The organism is Stenotrophomonas beteli, assembly GCF_001431665.1.
In the GTDB taxonomy this organism is placed as follows: domain Bacteria; phylum Pseudomonadota; class Gammaproteobacteria; order Xanthomonadales; family Xanthomonadaceae; genus Stenotrophomonas; species Stenotrophomonas beteli.
This window is the reverse complement of record NZ_LLXV01000019.1, coordinates 64261-82550: the sequence shown is the minus strand read 5'-3', so window position 1 is coordinate 82550 and position 18290 is coordinate 64261. Positions and strand designations below refer to the sequence as shown.

General features: G+C 67.3%; 19 protein-coding genes. 17 read left to right on the top strand and 2 right to left on the bottom strand.

The genetic code is table 11. The annotated features are described in order from the left end of the window. The first annotated feature begins 34 nt into the window (after window positions 1–34). The gene (locus ARC23_RS03955) at window positions 35–856 is read left to right on the top strand and encodes an alpha/beta fold hydrolase (protein ID WP_057496031.1); all 822 of its coding nucleotides are present in this window, start codon (window positions 35–37) and stop codon (window positions 854–856) included. 35 nt (window positions 857–891) lie between these two features. On the opposite strand, the gene ARC23_RS03950 is transcribed toward ARC23_RS03955, so the two are convergent. Next, window positions 892–1686 carry an AraC family transcriptional regulator gene (locus ARC23_RS03950; RefSeq protein WP_057496030.1) on the bottom strand — a complete coding sequence of 265 codons (795 nt, stop codon included), beginning with the start codon at window positions 1684–1686 and terminating at the stop codon, window positions 892–894. A 70-nt stretch (window positions 1687–1756) separates the two neighbouring features. Here ARC23_RS03950 and ARC23_RS03945 point away from each other — a divergent pair, with 70 nt between their 5' ends. The 12 genes from ARC23_RS03945 (at window position 1757) to ARC23_RS03890 (ending at window position 13401) form a co-directional block, all read left to right on the top strand. Continuing rightward, on the top strand, window positions 1757–3733 hold the full coding sequence (locus tag ARC23_RS03945; RefSeq protein WP_238985188.1) for an FUSC family protein: 1977 nt from the start codon (window positions 1757–1759) through the stop codon (window positions 3731–3733). Further along, window positions 3723–3932 carry a DUF1656 domain-containing protein gene (locus ARC23_RS03940; protein WP_057496029.1) on the top strand — a complete coding sequence of 70 codons (210 nt, stop codon included), beginning with the start codon at window positions 3723–3725 and terminating at the stop codon, window positions 3930–3932. Before ARC23_RS03945 ends, ARC23_RS03940 begins: the two co-directional genes overlap by 11 nt. Window position 3933: 1 nt before the next feature. After that, window positions 3934–4818, top strand: coding sequence for an efflux RND transporter periplasmic adaptor subunit (locus ARC23_RS03935; RefSeq protein WP_057496028.1), 885 nt, complete (start codon window positions 3934–3936; stop codon window positions 4816–4818). Continuing rightward, window positions 4815–6239 (top strand): efflux transporter outer membrane subunit, encoded by a 1425-nt coding sequence (locus ARC23_RS03930; protein WP_057496027.1) that lies wholly within the window; start codon window positions 4815–4817, stop codon window positions 6237–6239. Before ARC23_RS03935 ends, ARC23_RS03930 begins: the two co-directional genes overlap by 4 nt. Before the next feature lie 130 nt (window positions 6240–6369). Further along, the gene (locus ARC23_RS03925) at window positions 6370–6717 is read left to right on the top strand and encodes an RcnB family protein (protein WP_057496026.1); all 348 of its coding nucleotides are present in this window, start codon (window positions 6370–6372) and stop codon (window positions 6715–6717) included. A gap of 703 nt (window positions 6718–7420) precedes the next feature. After that, window positions 7421–8014: a hypothetical protein gene (locus ARC23_RS03920; protein ID WP_238985187.1), complete on the top strand. Its 594-nt coding sequence runs from the start codon at window positions 7421–7423 to the stop codon at window positions 8012–8014. A gap of 116 nt (window positions 8015–8130) precedes the next feature. Beyond that, window positions 8131–8499 carry a hypothetical protein gene (locus tag ARC23_RS03915; RefSeq protein ID WP_238985186.1) on the top strand — a complete coding sequence of 123 codons (369 nt, stop codon included), beginning with the start codon at window positions 8131–8133 and terminating at the stop codon, window positions 8497–8499. 35 nt (window positions 8500–8534) lie between these two features. After that, entirely contained in the window at window positions 8535–9065 is a 531-nt protein-coding gene (locus tag ARC23_RS03910) for a Cif family virulence factor (RefSeq protein WP_057496024.1), read from the top strand. Window positions 9066–9169: 104 nt separating this feature from the next. Further along, the gene (locus ARC23_RS03905) at window positions 9170–9844 is read left to right on the top strand and encodes a response regulator transcription factor (RefSeq protein ID WP_057496023.1); all 675 of its coding nucleotides are present in this window, start codon (window positions 9170–9172) and stop codon (window positions 9842–9844) included. Next, window positions 9841–11073, top strand: a complete 1233-nt coding sequence (locus ARC23_RS03900) for a sensor histidine kinase (protein ID WP_057496022.1) — start codon at window positions 9841–9843, stop codon at window positions 11071–11073. Before ARC23_RS03905 ends, ARC23_RS03900 begins: the two co-directional genes overlap by 4 nt. 59 nt (window positions 11074–11132) lie before the next feature. Continuing rightward, a complete protein-coding gene (locus tag ARC23_RS03895; RefSeq protein ID WP_057496021.1) occupies window positions 11133–11519 on the top strand; it encodes a diacylglycerol kinase in 387 nt (128 codons plus the stop codon). Window positions 11520–11592: 73 nt separating this feature from the next. After that, window positions 11593–13401, top strand: a complete 1809-nt coding sequence (locus tag ARC23_RS03890; protein ID WP_057496020.1) for a phosphoethanolamine transferase — start codon at window positions 11593–11595, stop codon at window positions 13399–13401. Here the strand turns inward: ARC23_RS03890 and ARC23_RS03885 are convergent. After that, complete coding sequence (locus ARC23_RS03885) at window positions 13305–14228, bottom strand: M14 family metallopeptidase (RefSeq protein WP_057496019.1); 924 nt, start codon at window positions 14226–14228, stop codon at window positions 13305–13307. The genes ARC23_RS03890 and ARC23_RS03885 overlap by 97 nt on opposite strands. Before the next feature lie 145 nt (window positions 14229–14373). Here ARC23_RS03885 and ARC23_RS03880 point away from each other — a divergent pair, with 145 nt between their 5' ends. From ARC23_RS03880 to ARC23_RS03865, 4 genes are read left to right on the top strand one after another with little or no spacing between them, the layout of a single operon-like run. Beyond that, a complete protein-coding gene (locus ARC23_RS03880) occupies window positions 14374–15027 on the top strand; it encodes a DUF3348 family protein (protein WP_057496018.1) in 654 nt (217 codons plus the stop codon). A 10-nt stretch (window positions 15028–15037) separates the two neighbouring features. Beyond that, window positions 15038–17269 (top strand): DUF802 domain-containing protein, encoded by a 2232-nt coding sequence (locus ARC23_RS03875; RefSeq protein WP_057496017.1) that lies wholly within the window; start codon window positions 15038–15040, stop codon window positions 17267–17269. Beyond that, window positions 17266–17904 (top strand): OmpA family protein, encoded by a 639-nt coding sequence (locus tag ARC23_RS03870; protein ID WP_005409939.1) that lies wholly within the window; start codon window positions 17266–17268, stop codon window positions 17902–17904. Before ARC23_RS03875 ends, ARC23_RS03870 begins: the two co-directional genes overlap by 4 nt. Next, window positions 17822–18277: a DUF2894 domain-containing protein gene (locus tag ARC23_RS03865; RefSeq protein ID WP_411847888.1), complete on the top strand. Its 456-nt coding sequence runs from the start codon at window positions 17822–17824 to the stop codon at window positions 18275–18277. The genes ARC23_RS03870 and ARC23_RS03865 overlap by 83 nt, the downstream gene beginning before the upstream one ends. The last annotated feature ends 13 nt before the right edge of the window (window positions 18278–18290 follow it).

The window sequence follows — 18290 nt, the reverse complement described above, 5'->3', positions numbered from 1 at the left end:
GGGCTGGCACGCGTCACGGCCCAGGGGAATGGCAATGAAGAGCAGCCGAGTGACGTTGTGGGTGCTGGCCGCGATGATGGCCACTGCAGGCACCGCCCACGCAGGGGAAATCCAGGTGGATCGCGGTGCTTACGCGCTGCAGGCCGAAGAGACGGGGGCCGGCCCGATCACCGTGGTCTTTGAATCCGGCTTCGGGCAGGGCGCGGGCGCCTGGAAGGACGTGGTCGCCGGCCTGGGGGCCAACTACCACAGCATCACCTACGCCCGTGCAGGACTCGGCAAGTCCGGCAGCGACGGCCATGCCAAGCGCATCGATGCGCACCTGGCCGACCTCACGGCCGTGATCGACACGCTCGCACCCGGTCGCCGCGTCGTGCTGGTGGGTCACTCCTACGGCGGCCTGCTGGCCACCGAGTTTGCACGCCGCCATCCGGAGCGCCTGCAGGGCCTGGTGCTGGTGGACCCGGCCACGATGGGGCAGCGCCACGCGTTCCAGCAGGCCGACAGTGCCCGCATGCAGGCAGACGATGCCCAGCTGCGGGCAATGCTGCCGCCGGCCATGGCCGCCGACTACGCCGTGCTGACCGAACAACTGGATGCCCCCGGTGCGGAAACGCCGCGCGCAATGCCGGACGTGCCGGTGGCGCTGCTGACTGCAACGCAGCTGGCTGCCGAACCGCTGTTCTTCGAGGAAACCGCAGCGGGCAAGGCACTCTGGAAGGCACAGCACGCCCTGCTCTTCTCTGGATTCACACGCGGCTCGCACCGCTACCTGGCAACCGGCCACACCCTCCAGCGCGAGGATCCTGCTGCGGTGGTGGCCGCGATTCAATCCGTCGCCGGCACCTTGAAATAGCCGTCCCAGGCGAGGGCTTCCCGGGTTGTTCCCGGCTACTGCCCACGCAGGCGCACCGCAAAGTACCGCGCCGGGGAAAGGCCGAGCGCCTTCTTGAACATGGTGATGAAGGCCGTCACCGACTCGTAGCCCAGCGTCTCGGAAACACGCTGCACCGGTGCACCGCCGGCGAGTTCACGAATGGCGATGAGCAGATGCAGCTGCTGCCGCCAGCGCCCGAACGACAATCCGGTTTCGCGTTCGATGAGCCGGGTCAACGTGCGCTCGCCCAGGGCCAGGCGCGCGGCCCACTGGCCGATGGTGCTGCGGTCAGCCGGATCCGCCGACAGCGCTGCCGCCAAAGCACGCACCTTCGGGTGATCGCTGACCGGCAACGACAGGTGCTCGGCCGGCATCTGCACCAGCTCGTCCAGCAGCACCCGCGCCAGCCGGTCGGTGCGGCTGCCATGCGGGTAGTCCAGCGGCGCGTCGGCCAGGTGCAGGATCATCTCTCGCAGCATCGGCGAGATCGCCAGCGTCACGCACTGCATGGGCAGATCGACGGTGCCGGGTTCGACGAACAGGTAGCACAGGCGCGCGTTGGCAGTGGCGCGATTGCTGTGCGGCATGCCACCCGGAATCCAGACGCCACACTGGGGTGGCACGATCCACAACGCATTGGCCACTTCGCAGGTCACCGCCCCATGCAGCGCCAGAATCAGCTGGCCCTTGCGGTGCTCATGCACGGGAATCTCCGCGTCGTGCTCGGCTACCTGCAGGCGGCTGGCGACCGCCGGGCGATCGGTCTCATCCGGGTCCAGGTCAAAGCCGGGGAGCGAAACGCGAGCCATTCTCACATTGACCGGTTTTAGCGATTGGTTGTCATTGTAGCGAAATTCGACAGGGCGGCCGATCACTAGCATGAGCCGCATGCACTTCCCCACCCCATTCCTTCCCCACGTGTTCCAGGCATTTGCACGGTTGAAGCGCCCTGCCCTCAGGACTGACCAGGAGGCGGCGCTGTTCTCGCTCAAATGCCTGCTCGCGGCGTCGCTTGGGCTGTATGTCTCCCTGCGGATCGGCTTGAACCGCCCTTTCTGGGTGATCGGCACGGTCTATCTGGTGTCGCAACCACTGTCCGGCGCAACGCTCAGCCGCGGCCTGTTCCGCCTGCTCGGTACCGTAGGCGGCGCGGTCGCCACCGTTGCGCTGGTGCCACGTTTCGCCAATGCCCCCCTGGTGCTGAGCGCCGCGCTCGCGGCGTGGATGGCGCTGTGCCTGTATCTGGCGGTGCTCGACCGCACGCCACGCGCTTACGCGTTCCTGCTGGCCGGCTATACCACCAGCCTGATCGGGTTTCCTGCGGTGATGGTGCCGGAAGATGTGTTCACCATCGCCATCACGCGGGTGCAGGAAATCTCCATCGGCATCCTTGCGGCTACGCTGGTACATGGGTTGGTGCTGCCGCGTCGGGTCTCGATGCGCGTGCACGCGCGGGTTGCTGCGGTGCTGGATGATGCGGAACGATGGACACGTGACATGTGCGCCGGTGCGGCGGACACGGTGCTGGCGGCTGATCGCTCGAAGGTGGCGTCGGATCTGCTGGAGCTGCATGTGCTGTCGATCCACCTGCCCTTCGACAGCGCCCATGGCGTGGCCCAGGTGCAGATCCTGCGCGCCCTGCATGACCGGATGCTGGACGCCCTGATGCTGTCCAGCGCTGTGGAAGATTCCATTGCCCGGCTGCGTTCACCACAGATGGATTCAACCGGCTGGCACGCGCTCCTGCAAGCCGGCCTCGCCGCGCAACGGGCCGAACTCGACCTCGCCCACGCCGACTGCCGCGTGCTGCAGGCACACCTGCACACTGCCCGCCCCGACTGGCGCCTGCATGTGCCTGACCGCCTTGCGCGGAAGTTGCAGGGCGCAGTGATTCACCGGGATCACAGGAACGCCGCGCGCAGCGCGCTGGGTGCGTTCGTGGGCATCCTGCTGAGCTGCGTGCTGTGGATCGCCACAGGCTGGTCGGAGGGCGCCACGGCAGTGTCCATCATCGGCACGGCATGCGTCCTGTTCGGCACCCTCGAAGCGCCGGCACCGCATGTCATGCGCTACCTGGTGGGATCGTGCATCGGCGTTGCCGTCGGCCTGCTCTACGGTCTGCTGATCTTCCCCGCGCTGTCCGATTTCGTCGGCCTGATTGCCGCGCTCGCGCCGGTGCTGCTGCTGTGCGGATCGTTCCTGGCCCGGCCGCCGTTCACCATGGCTGCCTTGGGCGTGGTACTGACCTTCCCGCTCATCGCTGGCCTGGGTGCGACCAACACGGTCAACATCGTCGGCGCACTCAACAACAGCGTTGCGTTGTTCGTCGGTACGGCAATGGCACTGTGCAGCATGCAGCTGTTCCAGACCGCCGATGCGGGCCGCAACCGCGCTCGGCTGGAGCGTTCGATCCGTCGGGACATCGCACGGCTCGCCGCCGGGCAAGGGGATGTGACCCGCGCCTGGCTCAGCCGCATGCTGGATCGGATCGGGCTGCTGGCTCTGCGGTTACAGGGTCGTGCCAGCGCCGCACACGACCTGCGGGCGCTGTTTGCGGACCTTCGTGCGGCACGCGCATCCCGCCAGCTCCGCGCGCTGGAAAAGCGGCTGCACAACCCGCAGGTTCGGGCGCTTCATGCGGCGCTGGTCGAGCGCATCGCTGCACATTTCAGGGTTCGCGCCTGCTCGCCGCGCACTGTCGACACCCATCTTCTGGAACTGCTGGACCGCATGCGCGAGGCGGCGACAGCCAGCAGCGGGGTCGATCAAGGGCATCTGCTGCACCTGCTCTGCGGACTGCGCCGCGACCTGCTGGCGCCTCCGCTTACCCATCGGCACGGACCTCATGCTTCCTGACCTTTCCGTTGACGGCGTGCTCGTTCCCGGCCTGCTCGCGGTGGCCCTCGCCGCGCTGGCGCTGTCGGTGACGGCCTCGCGCCTGCTCGCCAGCCTCCGCCTGTACCGGTTGTTCGCCGCGCGGCCCTTGGTGGGCCTGTCCCTGTTCGTGATCCTGGCGGAGCTGATGATCCGGCTCGCGCCCCTGTTCGAGAAATGAGATGAAACACACGCTTGCTGTCATCGGACGCTGGAGCGCAACGCTGGTGGTGTTCGCGCTCGCCGTCGTCGCTGCACTGTCCATCTGGAATCGTTACGAAACCCGGCCGTGGACGCGCGACGGGCGGGTGCGTGCCGACGTGGTGCGCGTGGCGTCGGACATGGGAGGCCTGGTCACCCAGGTGCTGGTGCACGACAACCAGCGGGTGAGCAGCGGCCAGCTGCTGCTGGTGCTTGACCAACCGCGCTTCGCCGCCGCACTGGAGAAGGCCGACGCAGCAGTCAGCAGCGCACGCGCAACGCTGGCGCTGGCCCGCCGCGAATCGACGCGGGACAATGCGCTGGGCAACCTGGTCGCCTCGGAAACCCGCGAACGCAATGCCGCCAAGGTCGATACCGAGTTGGCCGCGCTGGCGCAGGCACGGGCCGAACAGCGCGTAGCCCAGCTCAACGTCCAACGCACCGAAGTGCGCGCGACCACCGACGGCATCATTACCAACCTGGACCTGCACGCGGGCGACTACCTGCAACCCGGTGCGCAGGCGCTGGCGCTGATCGACACCGGCAGCCTGCGTGTCGAAGGCTACTTCGAGGAAACCAAGCTGGGCTGCATCACCGAGGGCGATGCCGCCGTGGCACGGCTGATGGGCGACGACCGGCAGATACACGGGCACGTGGAGACCATCGCGGCCGGCATTGCCGACGATCAACGCTCAAGCACGCACAACCTGCTGCCGGCCGTGGCCCCGACCTACACCTGGGTAAGGCTGGCGCAACGCATCCCGGTACGTATCCGTATCGACGACGCTCCGCCGGATGCACGCCTGATCGTGGGCCGCACTGCGTCTGTGACCATCACGCCCTCGGTACAGGGAGCCTGCAAGTGAGCCTGCGAACAGTACGCGGTGGGTTGCTTGCCCTGCTGCTGCCCATGACCGCCTGCGTGTCCGGCCCTGACTATCAGCTGCCTGCCAATGCGCTCGCTGCCTCCCCCAGAGCGGCAGAGGCGTTCGTCTCGGCCCAGGCACCATCGTTCAGCGCTGCCGAACCACCAGATCGCTGGTGGCAACTGTATGGCGACCCCCAGCTTGACGCGTATGTGCGCGAAGCGCTGGCAGCCAATTCCGATCTGCGCGCGGCCGACGCCAACCTGCGGCGCGCCAGTGCGACCGTGCTGGAGCATCGGGCGCGCGGCTCCATGCAGGCCGACGTGGATGCATCAGGCACGCTCACCCATGCCGGTGGCTACAGCCAGGCGCCAGCCGGGCCGCAATCCTATGCGCTGGGTCTGCACCTGTCCTACCTGCTGGACCTTGCAGGTGGGATCCGGCGCAGCATTGAAGCTGCTGGCGCCGACGCCGAGGCGGTTGCTGCGGTACGCGATCAGGTGCGGGTCGTGGTCGCTGCGGCTGTCACCCGTGCCTATCTGCACGTGTGTTCGAGCAATCGTACGCTTGCTGCAACACAGCAGGTCCTCGCCACGCAGCGCGCCACGCTGGAGACGACCCGGCGACTGGCCCTGGGAGGGCGCGGAACGGAGTTCGATATCAGCCGTGCCGGTGCGGCCGTCAATCGCAGTGCTGCGGCGATACCGCCTCTGGCGGCCGAACGCGAGGCCGGCCTGTTCGAGCTGGCCGCATTGATGGGCAGGCTGCCCGCCGACTATCCCAGGCAAGCGGAAGTGTGCCCGCAGCCCCCGGAGCTGGATCGGCCACTGCCGGTCGGCGACGGTTGGCGACTGCTGCAGCGCCGCCCCGACATTCGTGCCGCAGAGCGCAGCCTGGCGGCGGCCACTGCGATGATCGGCGCAGAGACCGCGGGCCTTTATCCGCAGATCACCCTGGGCGCGTCCCTTGGCACAGCCGGTTCGGCCGGGCAGCTGCTCTCCGCCGACAGTTTCGGGGCGAGCGTTGGCCCGCTGCTGTCATGGCATTGGCCCAACCGCCGTGCGGCGCGAGCCCGCATTGCAGCGGCCGGCGCCAATGCCGACGCCGCGCTCGCCTCCTTTGACAACATCGTGTTGCAGGCACTCCGCCAGACCGAGACGGCACTCTCTGACTGCACGCGGGCGCTTGAACGCGAACGCAGCTTGGCCCAGGCGCGTGAGGACGCCGCCCGGGCCAGCCGGCAGGCCGAGCAGCTTCACCGTTTCGGCCGGATCGATTTCCTTGACGTGCTTTCGGCGCAAGCCACGCTGGCGGATGCCGAGTCCGCGTTGGCCGCCTCGCGCGCGCAACGGGCCGACCGCCAGGTGGATCTTTTCCTGTCGCTGGGCGGAGGCTGGGGCGCAACGGAGGGGGCCCGCTGATCCGTTCCGGGGCAGCGACTGCACATCACGCTGTTCAGAAAAGTGCCGCGCACACCCGTATTCATTCACACTGACTACCCTATATTCCGGCCACGGCGCCGCATGCTGCGGCCATGACGGAGGCATCCCGATGAAGACCACACGTTTGCTTGCCATTGCCTTGACCACCGCCACCGCCCTGGCAGTGGCTCCCGCCTTCGCCGATCCGCCACACCACGCCCGTGGCAATGGCCCACCGCCGCATGCTGGCGGCCCGCACAACCGTGATGCGCCACCGCCGGGCTGGCAGAAGAAGGCCTGGCGGCGTGGTGAGCGCCTGCCGTGGGCCGAAGTGGACCGCCGCTACTGGGTAGACGATTACGCGCGCTATGACCTGCGCGAACCGGGCCGCGACCGGCGTTGGGTGCGTCAGTCCGATAACGAGTACCTGCTGGTGGAGATCGCCACCGGGCTGATCATCGACGCCCTGCATCGCTGAAGCGACCTGCAGCGTCCCCACACGCAGCGATTTGCATCGGTGCAGACACCTTACGACCGGGGCCGCCCCGGTCGGCGGTGTCTGCGCCCACGGCGCCCCGCCCGCCTCTGCGGCCCGCCATGCATGCCCTCCCGCAGTGCGATATACCCGCACATCAGCGCTGTGGCAGAGAGCCCCATCGCCACCAGTATTTCGAATCCCCGTTCACCAAAGCAGGCGGATGGAGATCTCCAGTGGGCACAGCCTGCCGCAGCGCAGGCCCTGCTCGGTTGAAGCCATGGATGAGCACCAGTACGCCCATCAGCCCGCACAACGCCATCAGGGCCAGGCTTGCGATGAAGATGAAAGGTCGATGGATGCGCATTCGCGTATTGCGGTCCTCTACGGTGATCTCAGGCGCGACGTTGCGGGCACGCGATCGGAAGCATCCAGCTCTAGCGACCAGGCTTCGGTATCCAGGCCCAGCAGGTTCTCATACCACCGTCGCTGCGCACAGCGGCTACTGCATCCGCTGCTGGCATAGCGGGCACAGGGAACACCGGCGTGCTCCACCACGTCAGGCGGCCCCAGCGCCCGGAGTACCTCCTTCTTCAACGTCAAACCTCGACAGGCGGGCCTGTTGCAGCGCCCGGCATCCGTGCTAGCGTGCGCCATCAAACTCTCCATGGGGTGCAGGATGCGCAATGGAATGGGACGGAATCTGGTGATCGCCTGCATGGCCCTCGCTGTTGCCCAAGCGGCCGCAACAGCGACCGCAACGCCGGGCGATCGTGGGCAGGATTTCGTGCAGACGCAGGCGATCGCAGTGCGCTGCCAGAAGACTCTACCCGGCCTGAAACTGCAGTTGCAGGAGGGCCGTCAGCACTGGCTGTCGACACTCGACGCCGCACAACTGCAGGCCGCCGAGGCCTATGCCAGCAGCAAGGAAGGCAAGACTCTGGGAAAGAGCGTGGAGCGGGATGCCTCCCGCGCCTTCGGTCGCAATCCCCTGTCCGCCGCAGCGACCTGCGTTGGCCTGCTCGCCGAGTACGGCCCGGCCCAACCGCTGCCTGCCGGCACGGCAATGCCGGCCGACCGGGTGCAGCACTACATGCTGCACTTCGCGCCGATGGCGCTGGCCCGGCTGCAGTGCGCGCGCCTGGAGGGCATCGACGTGGCAGCCCAGCCCGATGGCTCGGAAACCTGGCAGTACCGGGCCTGTGGCCGGACCGAATCCGTTCGCATGGCCCCGCTCGGACAGAGCTGGTCGATGAGCGATGCGGACCGTAATCGCCTGTTCGACGCCCTGACCCGATAGGCCCGACGACATTCCACGGGGACGCAAGGACGATGCTTCCACTCGCCATCTGGACCAGGATGCGATCCATCCCTCCATTGACGGCCTGCACGGCGCTCAGCGCCTGCGGACTGTTGATGGACAGTTCGTTCGACACCCAGCAGCAGGCCATCAACGCCGACATGGTGAACAAGGAATGGATTCCCGATTGGGTACCCCACGAGGTGACCGACCTGCGTGAGGTGCACGACCTCGATTCAAACACCAGCGCGCGGGCGTTCACCAAGCCCCCTGCGATACCACTGCAGTTGCCTGCGGATTGCCAGGCAACCACATTCAACGACAGTGATCCTGTTGCGTTCAATCGATACCGGTGGCCTGGCGACGCGACGCTCAGCGCGTCGTACCGCGTCTTTCGCTGCGCGCCCGCATCCGGAAAATCAGTCTTCGTCGCCATCAACAGGACCGAAGACCGCGTGCTCTTCTGGCGGACCTACGCGCGGTGATGCGCCAGCGCCACCCTATTCCTCCCCAGGACCCCATGATGCCCAACGCACGTGCACGCTTCGTCGCCCTCGCCCTGTTGCTCCCGGCGTGGCTGCCGGCCTACGCCATGCAGAATGCCCCCGCCGACGTCAAGGCGATCGAACTGGTGGTCGAATCGTTCCGCACCTCGCTGATCAACAAGGACAAGCCGACCTACATGGGCCTGTTCTTCTCCGACAAACCGGAAGATATCGGCTGGCAGTTCGTTTCCGAGGATGCGCGCCTACAGGACATCCGCAAGGCCAAGCCCGATGCGATCAAGGCACGGCAGATTCCCACCAACAACTTCATCGCGCTGATCGACGGGGCGGTGGCCTCGCCGAAGCCGAAGGAGGAGACATTCTCCAACACGAAGATCGAGACAGATGGCGATGTGGCTTCGGTGTCGTTCGACTACAGCTTCCACGACGATGGAGTGAAGACCAACTGGGGCAAGGAGATGTGGCAGCTGATCCGGACCGAACAGGGCTGGAAGATCTTCTCGGTAATCTACTCGGTCCGAGATTCACGCAGCCCGGCCGATTGAACGTCGCTTGACGGGGCCAAACCCCGGCCGCGATCCATTCAGCAAGGGCATTGGATTTCGGCAAAGGATCGGGCAGAGTTCGGCCACGCGCAAGGACGCACGCCATGACCCGCCTGCTGATCATTGAAGACAACCCCGAGCTGGTTGCCAACCTGTACGCCTTCTTTGAACCGCTCGGCTATCTGCTGGACGATGCCCGCGACGGTGCCAGCGGCCTGCGCCGGGCCACGCAGAATGACTACGACGCCATCCTGCTGGACCTGATGCTGCCGCGCCTGGACGGCATGACACTGTGCCGGAAGCTGCGCCAGGAGTTCCAGAATCCGGTTCCCATTCTGATGCTGACCGCGCGCGATCCGGTCGAAGACCGTATACAGGGCCTGGAACTGGGAGCGGATGACTACCTGGTCAAGCCGTTCTCGCTGAAGGAACTGGACGCGCGGATCAAGGCCCTGGTGCGAAGGGCCGAGGGCCGCCAGGTCCAGAGCGTGCTCGCCTGGAAGGACCTGCAGGTGGATACGCGCTCGCCGCAGGCCTGGCGGCAAGGTCGCTGCATCGCGCTGACGCCCACTTCGCACAAGCTGCTGATGTGCCTGGTGCGCGCGGCGCCGGCCGTGGTCCGCAAGCAGGAAATGGAATACCTGGTCTGGGGCGACGAGCCTCCGGACAGCGGTGCGTTGCGAACCCACATCCATGAGCTGCGCCTGCAGGTGGACCGCAGCTTCGACAGCGCGTTGATCGCCACCGTGCACAGCGTCGGCTGGCGCATGCAGGCGTGACCCCGGCCGCCCTCTACCGTCGCCTGACCCTGCGCACCCGCATCACGATTTCGTTCGTGCTGCTGATGGCTGGGGCGATGGGCTTGATCGTGCTGGCCGAACAGGTCGACTACGACCAGGTCCGGGCCGCCGTCGTTGCACGCACCCAGGACAGTGAAGTACGTCGCCTGCAGGACGCGCTGGCCCACGGCCAGCGCCCCACCCTGCCCTCCGGCAGCGCGCTGTACGATGCCCGCAACGTACCCGTGGTGCTGCGCCAGTTTGGCCTGGGCTACCACGGCGAAGAGGCGCCCAACGAGTGGCACCTGCGCGTGTTCGACAGTGGCGGGCAACGCTACTACCTGTTGCAGGACGCGGCAGCCTACGCCTACCTGGAACACCTGATCAATGCCTTTGCAGCGCTGGTTATTTCGATCTGCGTGCTCGGCGCTTTCCTGATCGGCCGCAAGGTAGCGTCGCACGTCATCGCGCCCATCACGCAGTTGGCAGATGCCGTTCAGCGCGGGCGCAAGCCCTTTCCCTACCAGGACGCACGCGACGAAATCGGCGTACTGGCCCGCGCCTTTGCCCGGCATAGTGACGAGCTGGAGCGCTTCCTGCACCGCGAACAGTGCTTCAGCGGCGATGCCAGCCATGAGCTGCGCACGCCGCTGGCCATCATCGGCGGTGCTGCGGAAACCCTTGCCTGCCAGCTGCCGTCCGACAGCCATCTGGTTCCCAGCGCGGAGCGCATCCTGCGCACCACCCAGGAGATGCAGCGCCAGCTGTCCTGCCTGCTGCTGCTCTCTCGCGCCCCCAGCGTCGTGCCGCGCAGCAACGTGCCCCTGCGCCCGCTGATCGAATCCTGCATTGAGCGCTGCCAGCCCTGGCTTTCCGGCAAGCCGGTGCGCATTGCGTTTGATGCCCGGCACGACACCGTGCTGGACACCAATGCGGATCTGGCGCACAGCGTGATCTGGAACCTGCTGCGCAACGCCTGCCAGTACACCGAAAGGGGCGAAGTGCGGGTCGCCCTCCACGATACCGCATTCATCGTCGCCGACACGGGCCCCGGCCTGCCGTCCAGTATCGACCCACAGCAGTTCGAGCGTTTCCTGCCCGGCAGTCCGCACAGTGGCGAGGGGCTGGGGCTGTCCATCGTCCAGCGCATCGTCGGCCATCTGGGTTGGAGGATGACGGTGCATTCCTCGCAGCACGGATGCCGGTTCAGCCTGGAGTGGCCGCTCTGACGGTTTCCTGACGAACGCGTGCACATGCTGGGGAATGCTTACTTCACGGCGGAAACCGCATGCAACACCCCAAGGACAGCGGCAAGTACCCGCACGGCAAGACCGGCCTCAGCCGCATCTTCCACACCCTCATCCATTCGCGCGATGGATTCATCGCCACCTTCCGCGGCGAGGCTGCCTTTCGTCAGCTGCTGCTTCTGCATGCGCTGTTGATCATTGCAGCGTTCGTACTGGGCATCAGCACGGTCGAGCGCGCAGTGCTGCTGGCGGTCTGCTTCATCAGCCTGCTGGTGGAACTGCTCAATTCGGCGATCGAAGCGGTGGTTGATCGCATCTCGCTGGAGCAGCATCCGCTGTCCAAGAACGCCAAGGACATGGGCAGCGCCGCGCAGACCACCGCGCTGTTGATGGTCGGCGCGGTGTGGGGCGTGATCCTGCTGGGCTAGCCCGGCAATCCTGACAACTTCCTGATAGAGCCGTTTCGATACTGCGCGCACTCCTGTTCTGCGGAACCTGCTCGTGCGTCAATGCCTCCGTTTTCCTCGGCCCCATCCGATCGTTCTGGTCTGGGCCACCGCACTGTTCTTCACCACGATTGGAAACATCGCCCTCTGGAAAACGCTGTGGGGGCTGATCGACCTCAACAGCCTGCGCAGCGTGCTGTTCCTGGCCAGCCTACCGCTGCTGCTGTTCTGCCTGTTCAATCTACTGCTGACACCGTTGCTGGCGCTGCCGGTGCTGCGCAAGCCCCTCCTGGCGCTACTGGTTGTCACCAGCGCCGCCTGCAGCTACTTCATGCTGCAGTACAACGTGCTGATCGATCGCAGCATGGTGCAGAACGTGTTCGAGACCAACCAGGCCGAACTGAACGCGTATCTCTCGCTGCCGCTGCTGTTGACCCTGCTGGCGCTTGGCGTGATGCCCGCTGCCGGGTTGGCCTGGGTGCGCACTGCCAGCGGAGCGGATTCGATACGGTCACTGCTGGTGTGGCCGGCCAACGTTCTGGCGTCGCTGGCGATGCTGCTGGTGATCGGCTTTGCGTTCTACAAGGACTACTCCTCGCTGCTGCGCAACAACCGCTATCTCCGTGACCAGGTGCTCCCATTGAACGTGGTGCGCCATACACACGGTTATCTGACAGGCCTCTACAGCAACCGCCAGCAACCCTTGCGCCCGATTGGCGCGGACGCACGGCGCGTGCCAGGCCCGCGTCCGAAACTGGTGATCCTGGTCGTCGGCGAGACCGCGCGCGCCCGGAATTTCCAGCTCAACGGCTATCCCCGCGCGACCAACCCACACCTCTCGCGCACGGACGGCGTCATCAGCTTCAGCGATGTTTCCTCCTGCGGCACCGCAACGGCCATCTCGGTTCCGTGCATGTTCTCGCAGATGACCCGCGCCCAGTACGACGACGTCCGCGCAGCAACCGAAGAAAACGTGCTCGACATCCTGCAGCGCACCGGCGTTGGCGTGCTCTGGCGCAACAACAACAATGGCGGCTGCAAGGGCGTATGCGAACGCGTGCCGACCGAGGACATGCCCGCACTGAAGGTGCCCGGCCAGTGCGTCAACGCCGACGGCACCTGCCATGACGACGTGCTGCTGCATCAGCTCGGCGCACGCATCGACGGATTCAACGGTGACGCCCTGATCGTGCTGCACCAGCTCGGCAGCCACGGCCCGACCTACTTCGAGCGCTATCCGGCAGCCTCGCGTGCCTTCAGCCCGACCTGCGACAGCAACCAGATCCAGCACTGCAGCAACGAGGCACTGGTCAACACCTACGACAACACCCTGGTGCATACCGACCACATGCTGGGCCAGGCCATCGACCTGCTGCAGGGCTATTCGGACCGGCGCGACGTTGCGCTGATCTACGTGTCCGACCATGGGGAGTCGCTGGGCGAACGCGGCATGTACCTGCACGGCACGCCTTACATCATCGCACCCCGCGAGCAGACCCAGGTGCCGATGGTGATGTGGTTCTCGCCGGAGTTCAGCCGCAACGCAGGCCTGGACCTGGCCTGCCTGCGCGAGAATGCCCTGCACCGGGCGCACAGCCACGACAACGTCTTCCACTCGCTGCTGGGCCTGTTCGGGGTCAACAGCGCGGTGTACCAGCGCGATCTGGATGTGTTCGCCGGTTGCCGCCCGTCGGCTTCACCGGCTGTGGCCACCTCGCCAGTGAGGCAGCGCCGGTTGATGCCGGTCGCTGCCAGGAACGTGGCGCGTTACTGCGCCGCCAGGGCGAAATCCAGGCCCGCGCACACCGCCGCCACCTGGGCGTCGTTGCATTCCTGCGGGTTGGTGCGCGGACTGTCCGGATAGACTTCGGTGGTGGTGGCAAAGCGTGCATCGGTGAAGCCGGCGCAGGCGCCGATCGAGCGCGACTCGCCCCAGACCACGCCCGGCGACTGCAGCGGCAGGCCGACCAGGTTGCCCTCGGCGTCGGCCGGGGCGATGTGGGTGATGGGCGCCACTGCGGCGATCAGGGCCTTCTGGAACTCGGCCTGCGGATCTTCGCTGTTGCCGATCACATAGAAGCCATCCGGAATGGTGTCGCGCTCGAACGGCTTGCCGTCGCGGGCGCAGCGGGCCGGATCGAACTCGTGCAGGTCGCTGTCGGTGGTCTCGTGCAGGTCCAGGTGCACCAGCAGGTTCGGCTTGCGCTCGGCCACCCAGGCCATCAGGGCGGCGGCCTCTTCGATCTGGCCGCCGTCACGGAAACTGCGGTTGGGGTCGATCGCATCCGGGTTCCAGCGCTGGATGCGCTCGTAACCCCATGGGCTGACGCACGGCGCCACGATCAGGTTCAGCCGGCCCAGGTAACGCTCGGCCTGCTGTTCCAGGAACTGCAGGGCGCCGTGTACGCCGCTGGTCTCGTAGCCATGCACGCCACCGGTGATCAGCGCGGTCGGCAGCGCCGGGTTCCAGTCGTGGTTGACCACGGCGAACAAGGGGTAGTGGTCCGGTGCGTAGTCCAGCTGGCCGTACTGGATCACATCGAAAATGCTGTCGTCCAGGCGCTCAAGGGCGGCCACCACGTCATCGTGGTAGCTGCGCTGGCGCTGCTGGCGGGCCCGCCACTGTGCGCGTTCCGCGTCGCCCCAGGGCTGTCCGGGGGTGCCGATCGGGTAGAACTGCGCAACAGTCATGGGGTACTCCAGGGGTCGAACGGGATGGGTGCAGCCGGACATTCTAAGCCTTGTCGCGCCTGCGGGCGCCCCGCCCCGGCCACGCCTTCATCCAGCCGGGGTCATCTGGTTGTAAAATCAACGGTTTTTGGCCCCTCACCCCTTGATGGCGAACGCAGCGCAGCCGGTCCTGGGTGGACCGGAGTTCCTCCGCCTGCTCGCCCGTCTCAGCGACGGCGCGATGCCGGCCAGCAGTCCCGCCCTGACCGATCGCCTCGGCCAGTGGGTGGACTGGAGCCGTGCCGTGGCCCTGTCCGGGGCGCTGGGCGGACGCCTGCCCGAGCCCGGTGAAGCCGCCGAAGCGGTCGAGGACGTGCTGGCCGACTGCGCCCAGGCGCATGCCAGCCTGCTGGCCTCGATCAACGAGGACGCCGAGGCCGAGCGCCTGCTGGACCTGGCCGAAGCGGCCGCTGTGCCGAATTTCGCCTCGCTGCGCCAGCGCTACCGGGTGCTGCAGCAGGCCATCCAGACCGCCACCGGGCGCCTGCGCGGCCGCCTGCGCGACCAGCTGGTGCAGGCGTCGCCCGACCTGGCTCGGCTGGCCGAAGTAGATGCGGTGATGGAACAGACCCTCACCCCGCGCGAGCACAGCCTGCTGGCCATCGCGCCGACGGTGCTCGGCGCCCGCTTTGAACGCGTGCACGGCCAGCCCGACTGGCGCGCGGCCTTCCGCCACGACATGCGCACGCTGCTGCTCGCCGAGCTGCAGCTGCGCTTCCACCCGATCGAAGGGCTGCAAGACGCCCTGCGCTCCCACTGACCGGAACACCATGTCCAGAACTGCTTTCCATGTCGTTGTATTCCTTGTCGGCCTGCTGGCCGTGTGCTGGATCGGCATTGGCTATGTGTCGGTGCATCCGCTGGGTGCAGCGGTCGCGGCGATCATCGCGGCCTGCTACATCGCCGGCGGCGTGGAGTTGTACCGCTACCGCCAGGCCAGCAACGGCCTGCGCACCGCACTGAACGATCTGTCCAGCGCGAAGGAAAGCCTCGCCCCCTGGCTGGAGCGCGTGCCGGTGGGCCTGCGCAACGCCGTGCGCCTGCGCGTGGAAGGCGAGCGCACTGCCCTGCCCGCACCGGTACTGACCCCGTACCTGGTCGGCCTGCTGGTGCTGCTGGGCATGCTCGGCACCCTGCTGGGCATGATGGACACGCTGCGCGGCACCGGCCTGGCGCTGCAGAGCGCGACCGACATGGCCGCCATCCGCGGCTCGCTGGCCTCGCCGGTGCAGGGCCTGGCGGTGGCATTCGGCACCTCGATCGCAGGCGTGGCCAGCTCGGCCATGCTGGGCCTGCTGGCGGCGCTGCTGCGCCGGGACCGCCTGCAGGCCGTGCAGCAGCTGGACCGGGCCATTGCCGGTGACCTGCATCCGTACTCGCAGGCCTGGCAGCGCGCCGAATCGCTGCGCCTGCTGCAGGCGCAGTCCGCCGCCCTTCCCGGCCTGGTCGACCGCCTGCAGGCAATGACCAGCACCTTTGAACAGCACAGCGCGGCCGCCAATGAGCGCCTGCTGGCCGGCCAGGCTGAATTCCTCACCCAGAGCCAGACGCTCCAGGAGCGGTTGGCACTTTCGCTGCAGCAGTCGCTGCGCGAAGGCGCCGAAGCCAGTGCCACTGCGATCGGCGGTGCGTTGCAGCCGTTGGCCGAGACCACCCTGGCTGGCCTGGCCCGTCACGGCGAAGCACTGCACGCACGCGTCGAACAGGCCGTGCAGCAGCAGCTGGCCGGCCTCAGCGACGGCTTCGAGCGCAGCCGCGTTGCGACCGAGGCCAGCTGGGCCAAGGTCGTCGGCGAACAGACCCAGGCACAGCAGGCGCTGGTGAACGATCTTCGCCAGCACCTGCAGGCCTTCAGCGATGGCCAGGGTGCGCAGGCCGATGCACTGCTCGCCCGCATCGGCGAGCGGCTGCAGGCCGATGCCAACGGCAACGCCGAGGCCTGGCGCGCCGCCGCTGAACACCAGCAGGCACTGAATGCCACGCTGGCCGAGCGCCAGCAGCAGGCCCTGCAGGCCGCCAGTCAGCATCTGGATGAGCGTGCGCAGGCATTGCTGCAGGCGCTGGACGAACGCCACGCCGCCAGCCAGTCACTGCTGCAGGGCCACGAGCAGCAGCGCACGCAGGATTGGCAGGCCGCTCAGGCCGCCGCTGCGGCCGCGCACGCCGAACTGCAGGCCAGCCTGGACCGCCGTGAACAACAGCGCCAGGCGCGTTGGGACGCGGTCAGCGCCGAACTGCGGCAGGCGCACGCCACGCTGCATTCGCAGTTGCAGGCCAGCGATGAGCAGCGCCTGCGACACTGGAGCGACGCATTGCAGGCCGTCTCCCGCGATCTGGCCGCGCAGCAGCAGCAGGTCTGCGACGCGCTGGCCACGACCGCACAGCAGATCGGCGAGAACGGCCGCGCGCAGGCCAGCGCCACCCTCGCCGAAGTGTCCACGCTGCTGCAGACCGCCGCCGCTGCGCCGAAGGCTGCCGCCGACGTCATCAATGAACTGCGCAGCACGCTTTCTGAAAGCCTGGTACGCGACAACGCCATGCTGGAAGAACGCGGCCGCCTGTTGGCCACCGTGCAGACCCTGCTCGATGCGATCAACCATGCCTCGCACGAACAGCGCACGGCGGTGGACGCACTGGTCGGTGGTTCGGCCGCGCTGCTGGAACGCGTTGGCAACCGTTTCACCGACCATATCGCCGCCGAGACCGGCAAGCTGGACAGCATCGCCGCGCAGCTCAGTGGCAGCGCCGGCGACGTAGGCCAGCTGGCCGGTGCCTTCGGTGAAGCCGTCGCGCAGTTCGGCAGCGCCTCCAGCGAGCTGTCCGGCCGACTGGAGCAGATCGGCGGTGCACTGGATGCCTCGCTGGCGCGCAGCGATGAACAGCTGGCCTATTACGTGGCACAGGCGCGCGAGGTGGTCGACCTCAGCCTGCTGTCGCAGAAGCAGGTGATGGAAGAACTGCAGCAGCTGGCCACGCGCCGCGGCAAGGCCGGCAGCGCATGAGCGACGAGCTGGAGGTCGACGGCGGTTCGCACGCCCCGATCTGGGCCGCCTTCGGCGACCTGATGTCGGTGTTGCTGGGCGCGTTCGTGCTGATCCTGGTCGGCGTGGTCGCCGTGCAGCTGGAGCTGTCGCAGCGGCTGGACCAGGAAGTGAAGCAGCGCCAGGCCGAAGCCAAGCGCCTACAGACACTGGAGCAGGCACTGGCTGGCCCGCTGGCCGCCGGTCGCGTGACCTTGGTCGACGGCCGCATCGGCATCAGCGGCAGCGTGTTGTTCGCGCTGAACTCCGACCAGCTGCAGCCGGAAGGCCAGGAGCTGCTGCGCAGCCTGGCCGCACCGCTGGCCGCCTACCTGGGCAGCCGCGAGGAGATCCTGATGGTCAGCGGCTTCACCGATGACGCACCGGTGCGCGAAGGCAACCGCCGCTTCGCCGACAACTGGGAGCTGTCCGCGCAGCGATCACTGACCGTGACCCGCACCCTGATCGCCGATGGCGTACCGGCTGACGCCGTGTTCGCCGCCGCGTTCGGCAGCGAGCAGCCGGTCAGTTCCAATGCCAATGAAGAGGGCCGCGCACGCAACCGTCGCGTCGAGATCGCGCCGATTCCCAAGCCCAAGGCGCCGGATGCCAAGTAAGCCGCCAGCGCTCGAAGGCCTGCGCGCACTGGTGCGCGACCTGGATGCAGGGTCGCGCTCGCTGCCGCATTACCCGCAGCTGCCGATGCTGCAGCAGGTGCAGCGCGAGTGGTCCGAGCAGCGCAGCGAACTGCAGGTGCGCCGCTCGCTGCGTGCCGAGGCCCCGGCCGACGGCGGCCCGCTGAACTCGGCGGTGCTGGTGCAACGCATGCTGGACATGATGCAGGCGACCAGTCCCGGCTACCTGCGGCATTTCATCGACTACGTGGACACCTTGTCCTGGCTGCAGGCGCTGCAGGATGGCGCCGCCAGCGGTGCGGATAGCGCAAAGCCGAAGCGCACGCGCAAGCCGCGCCAGACACCAAAGGGGTAGTGCCGGCCGCTGG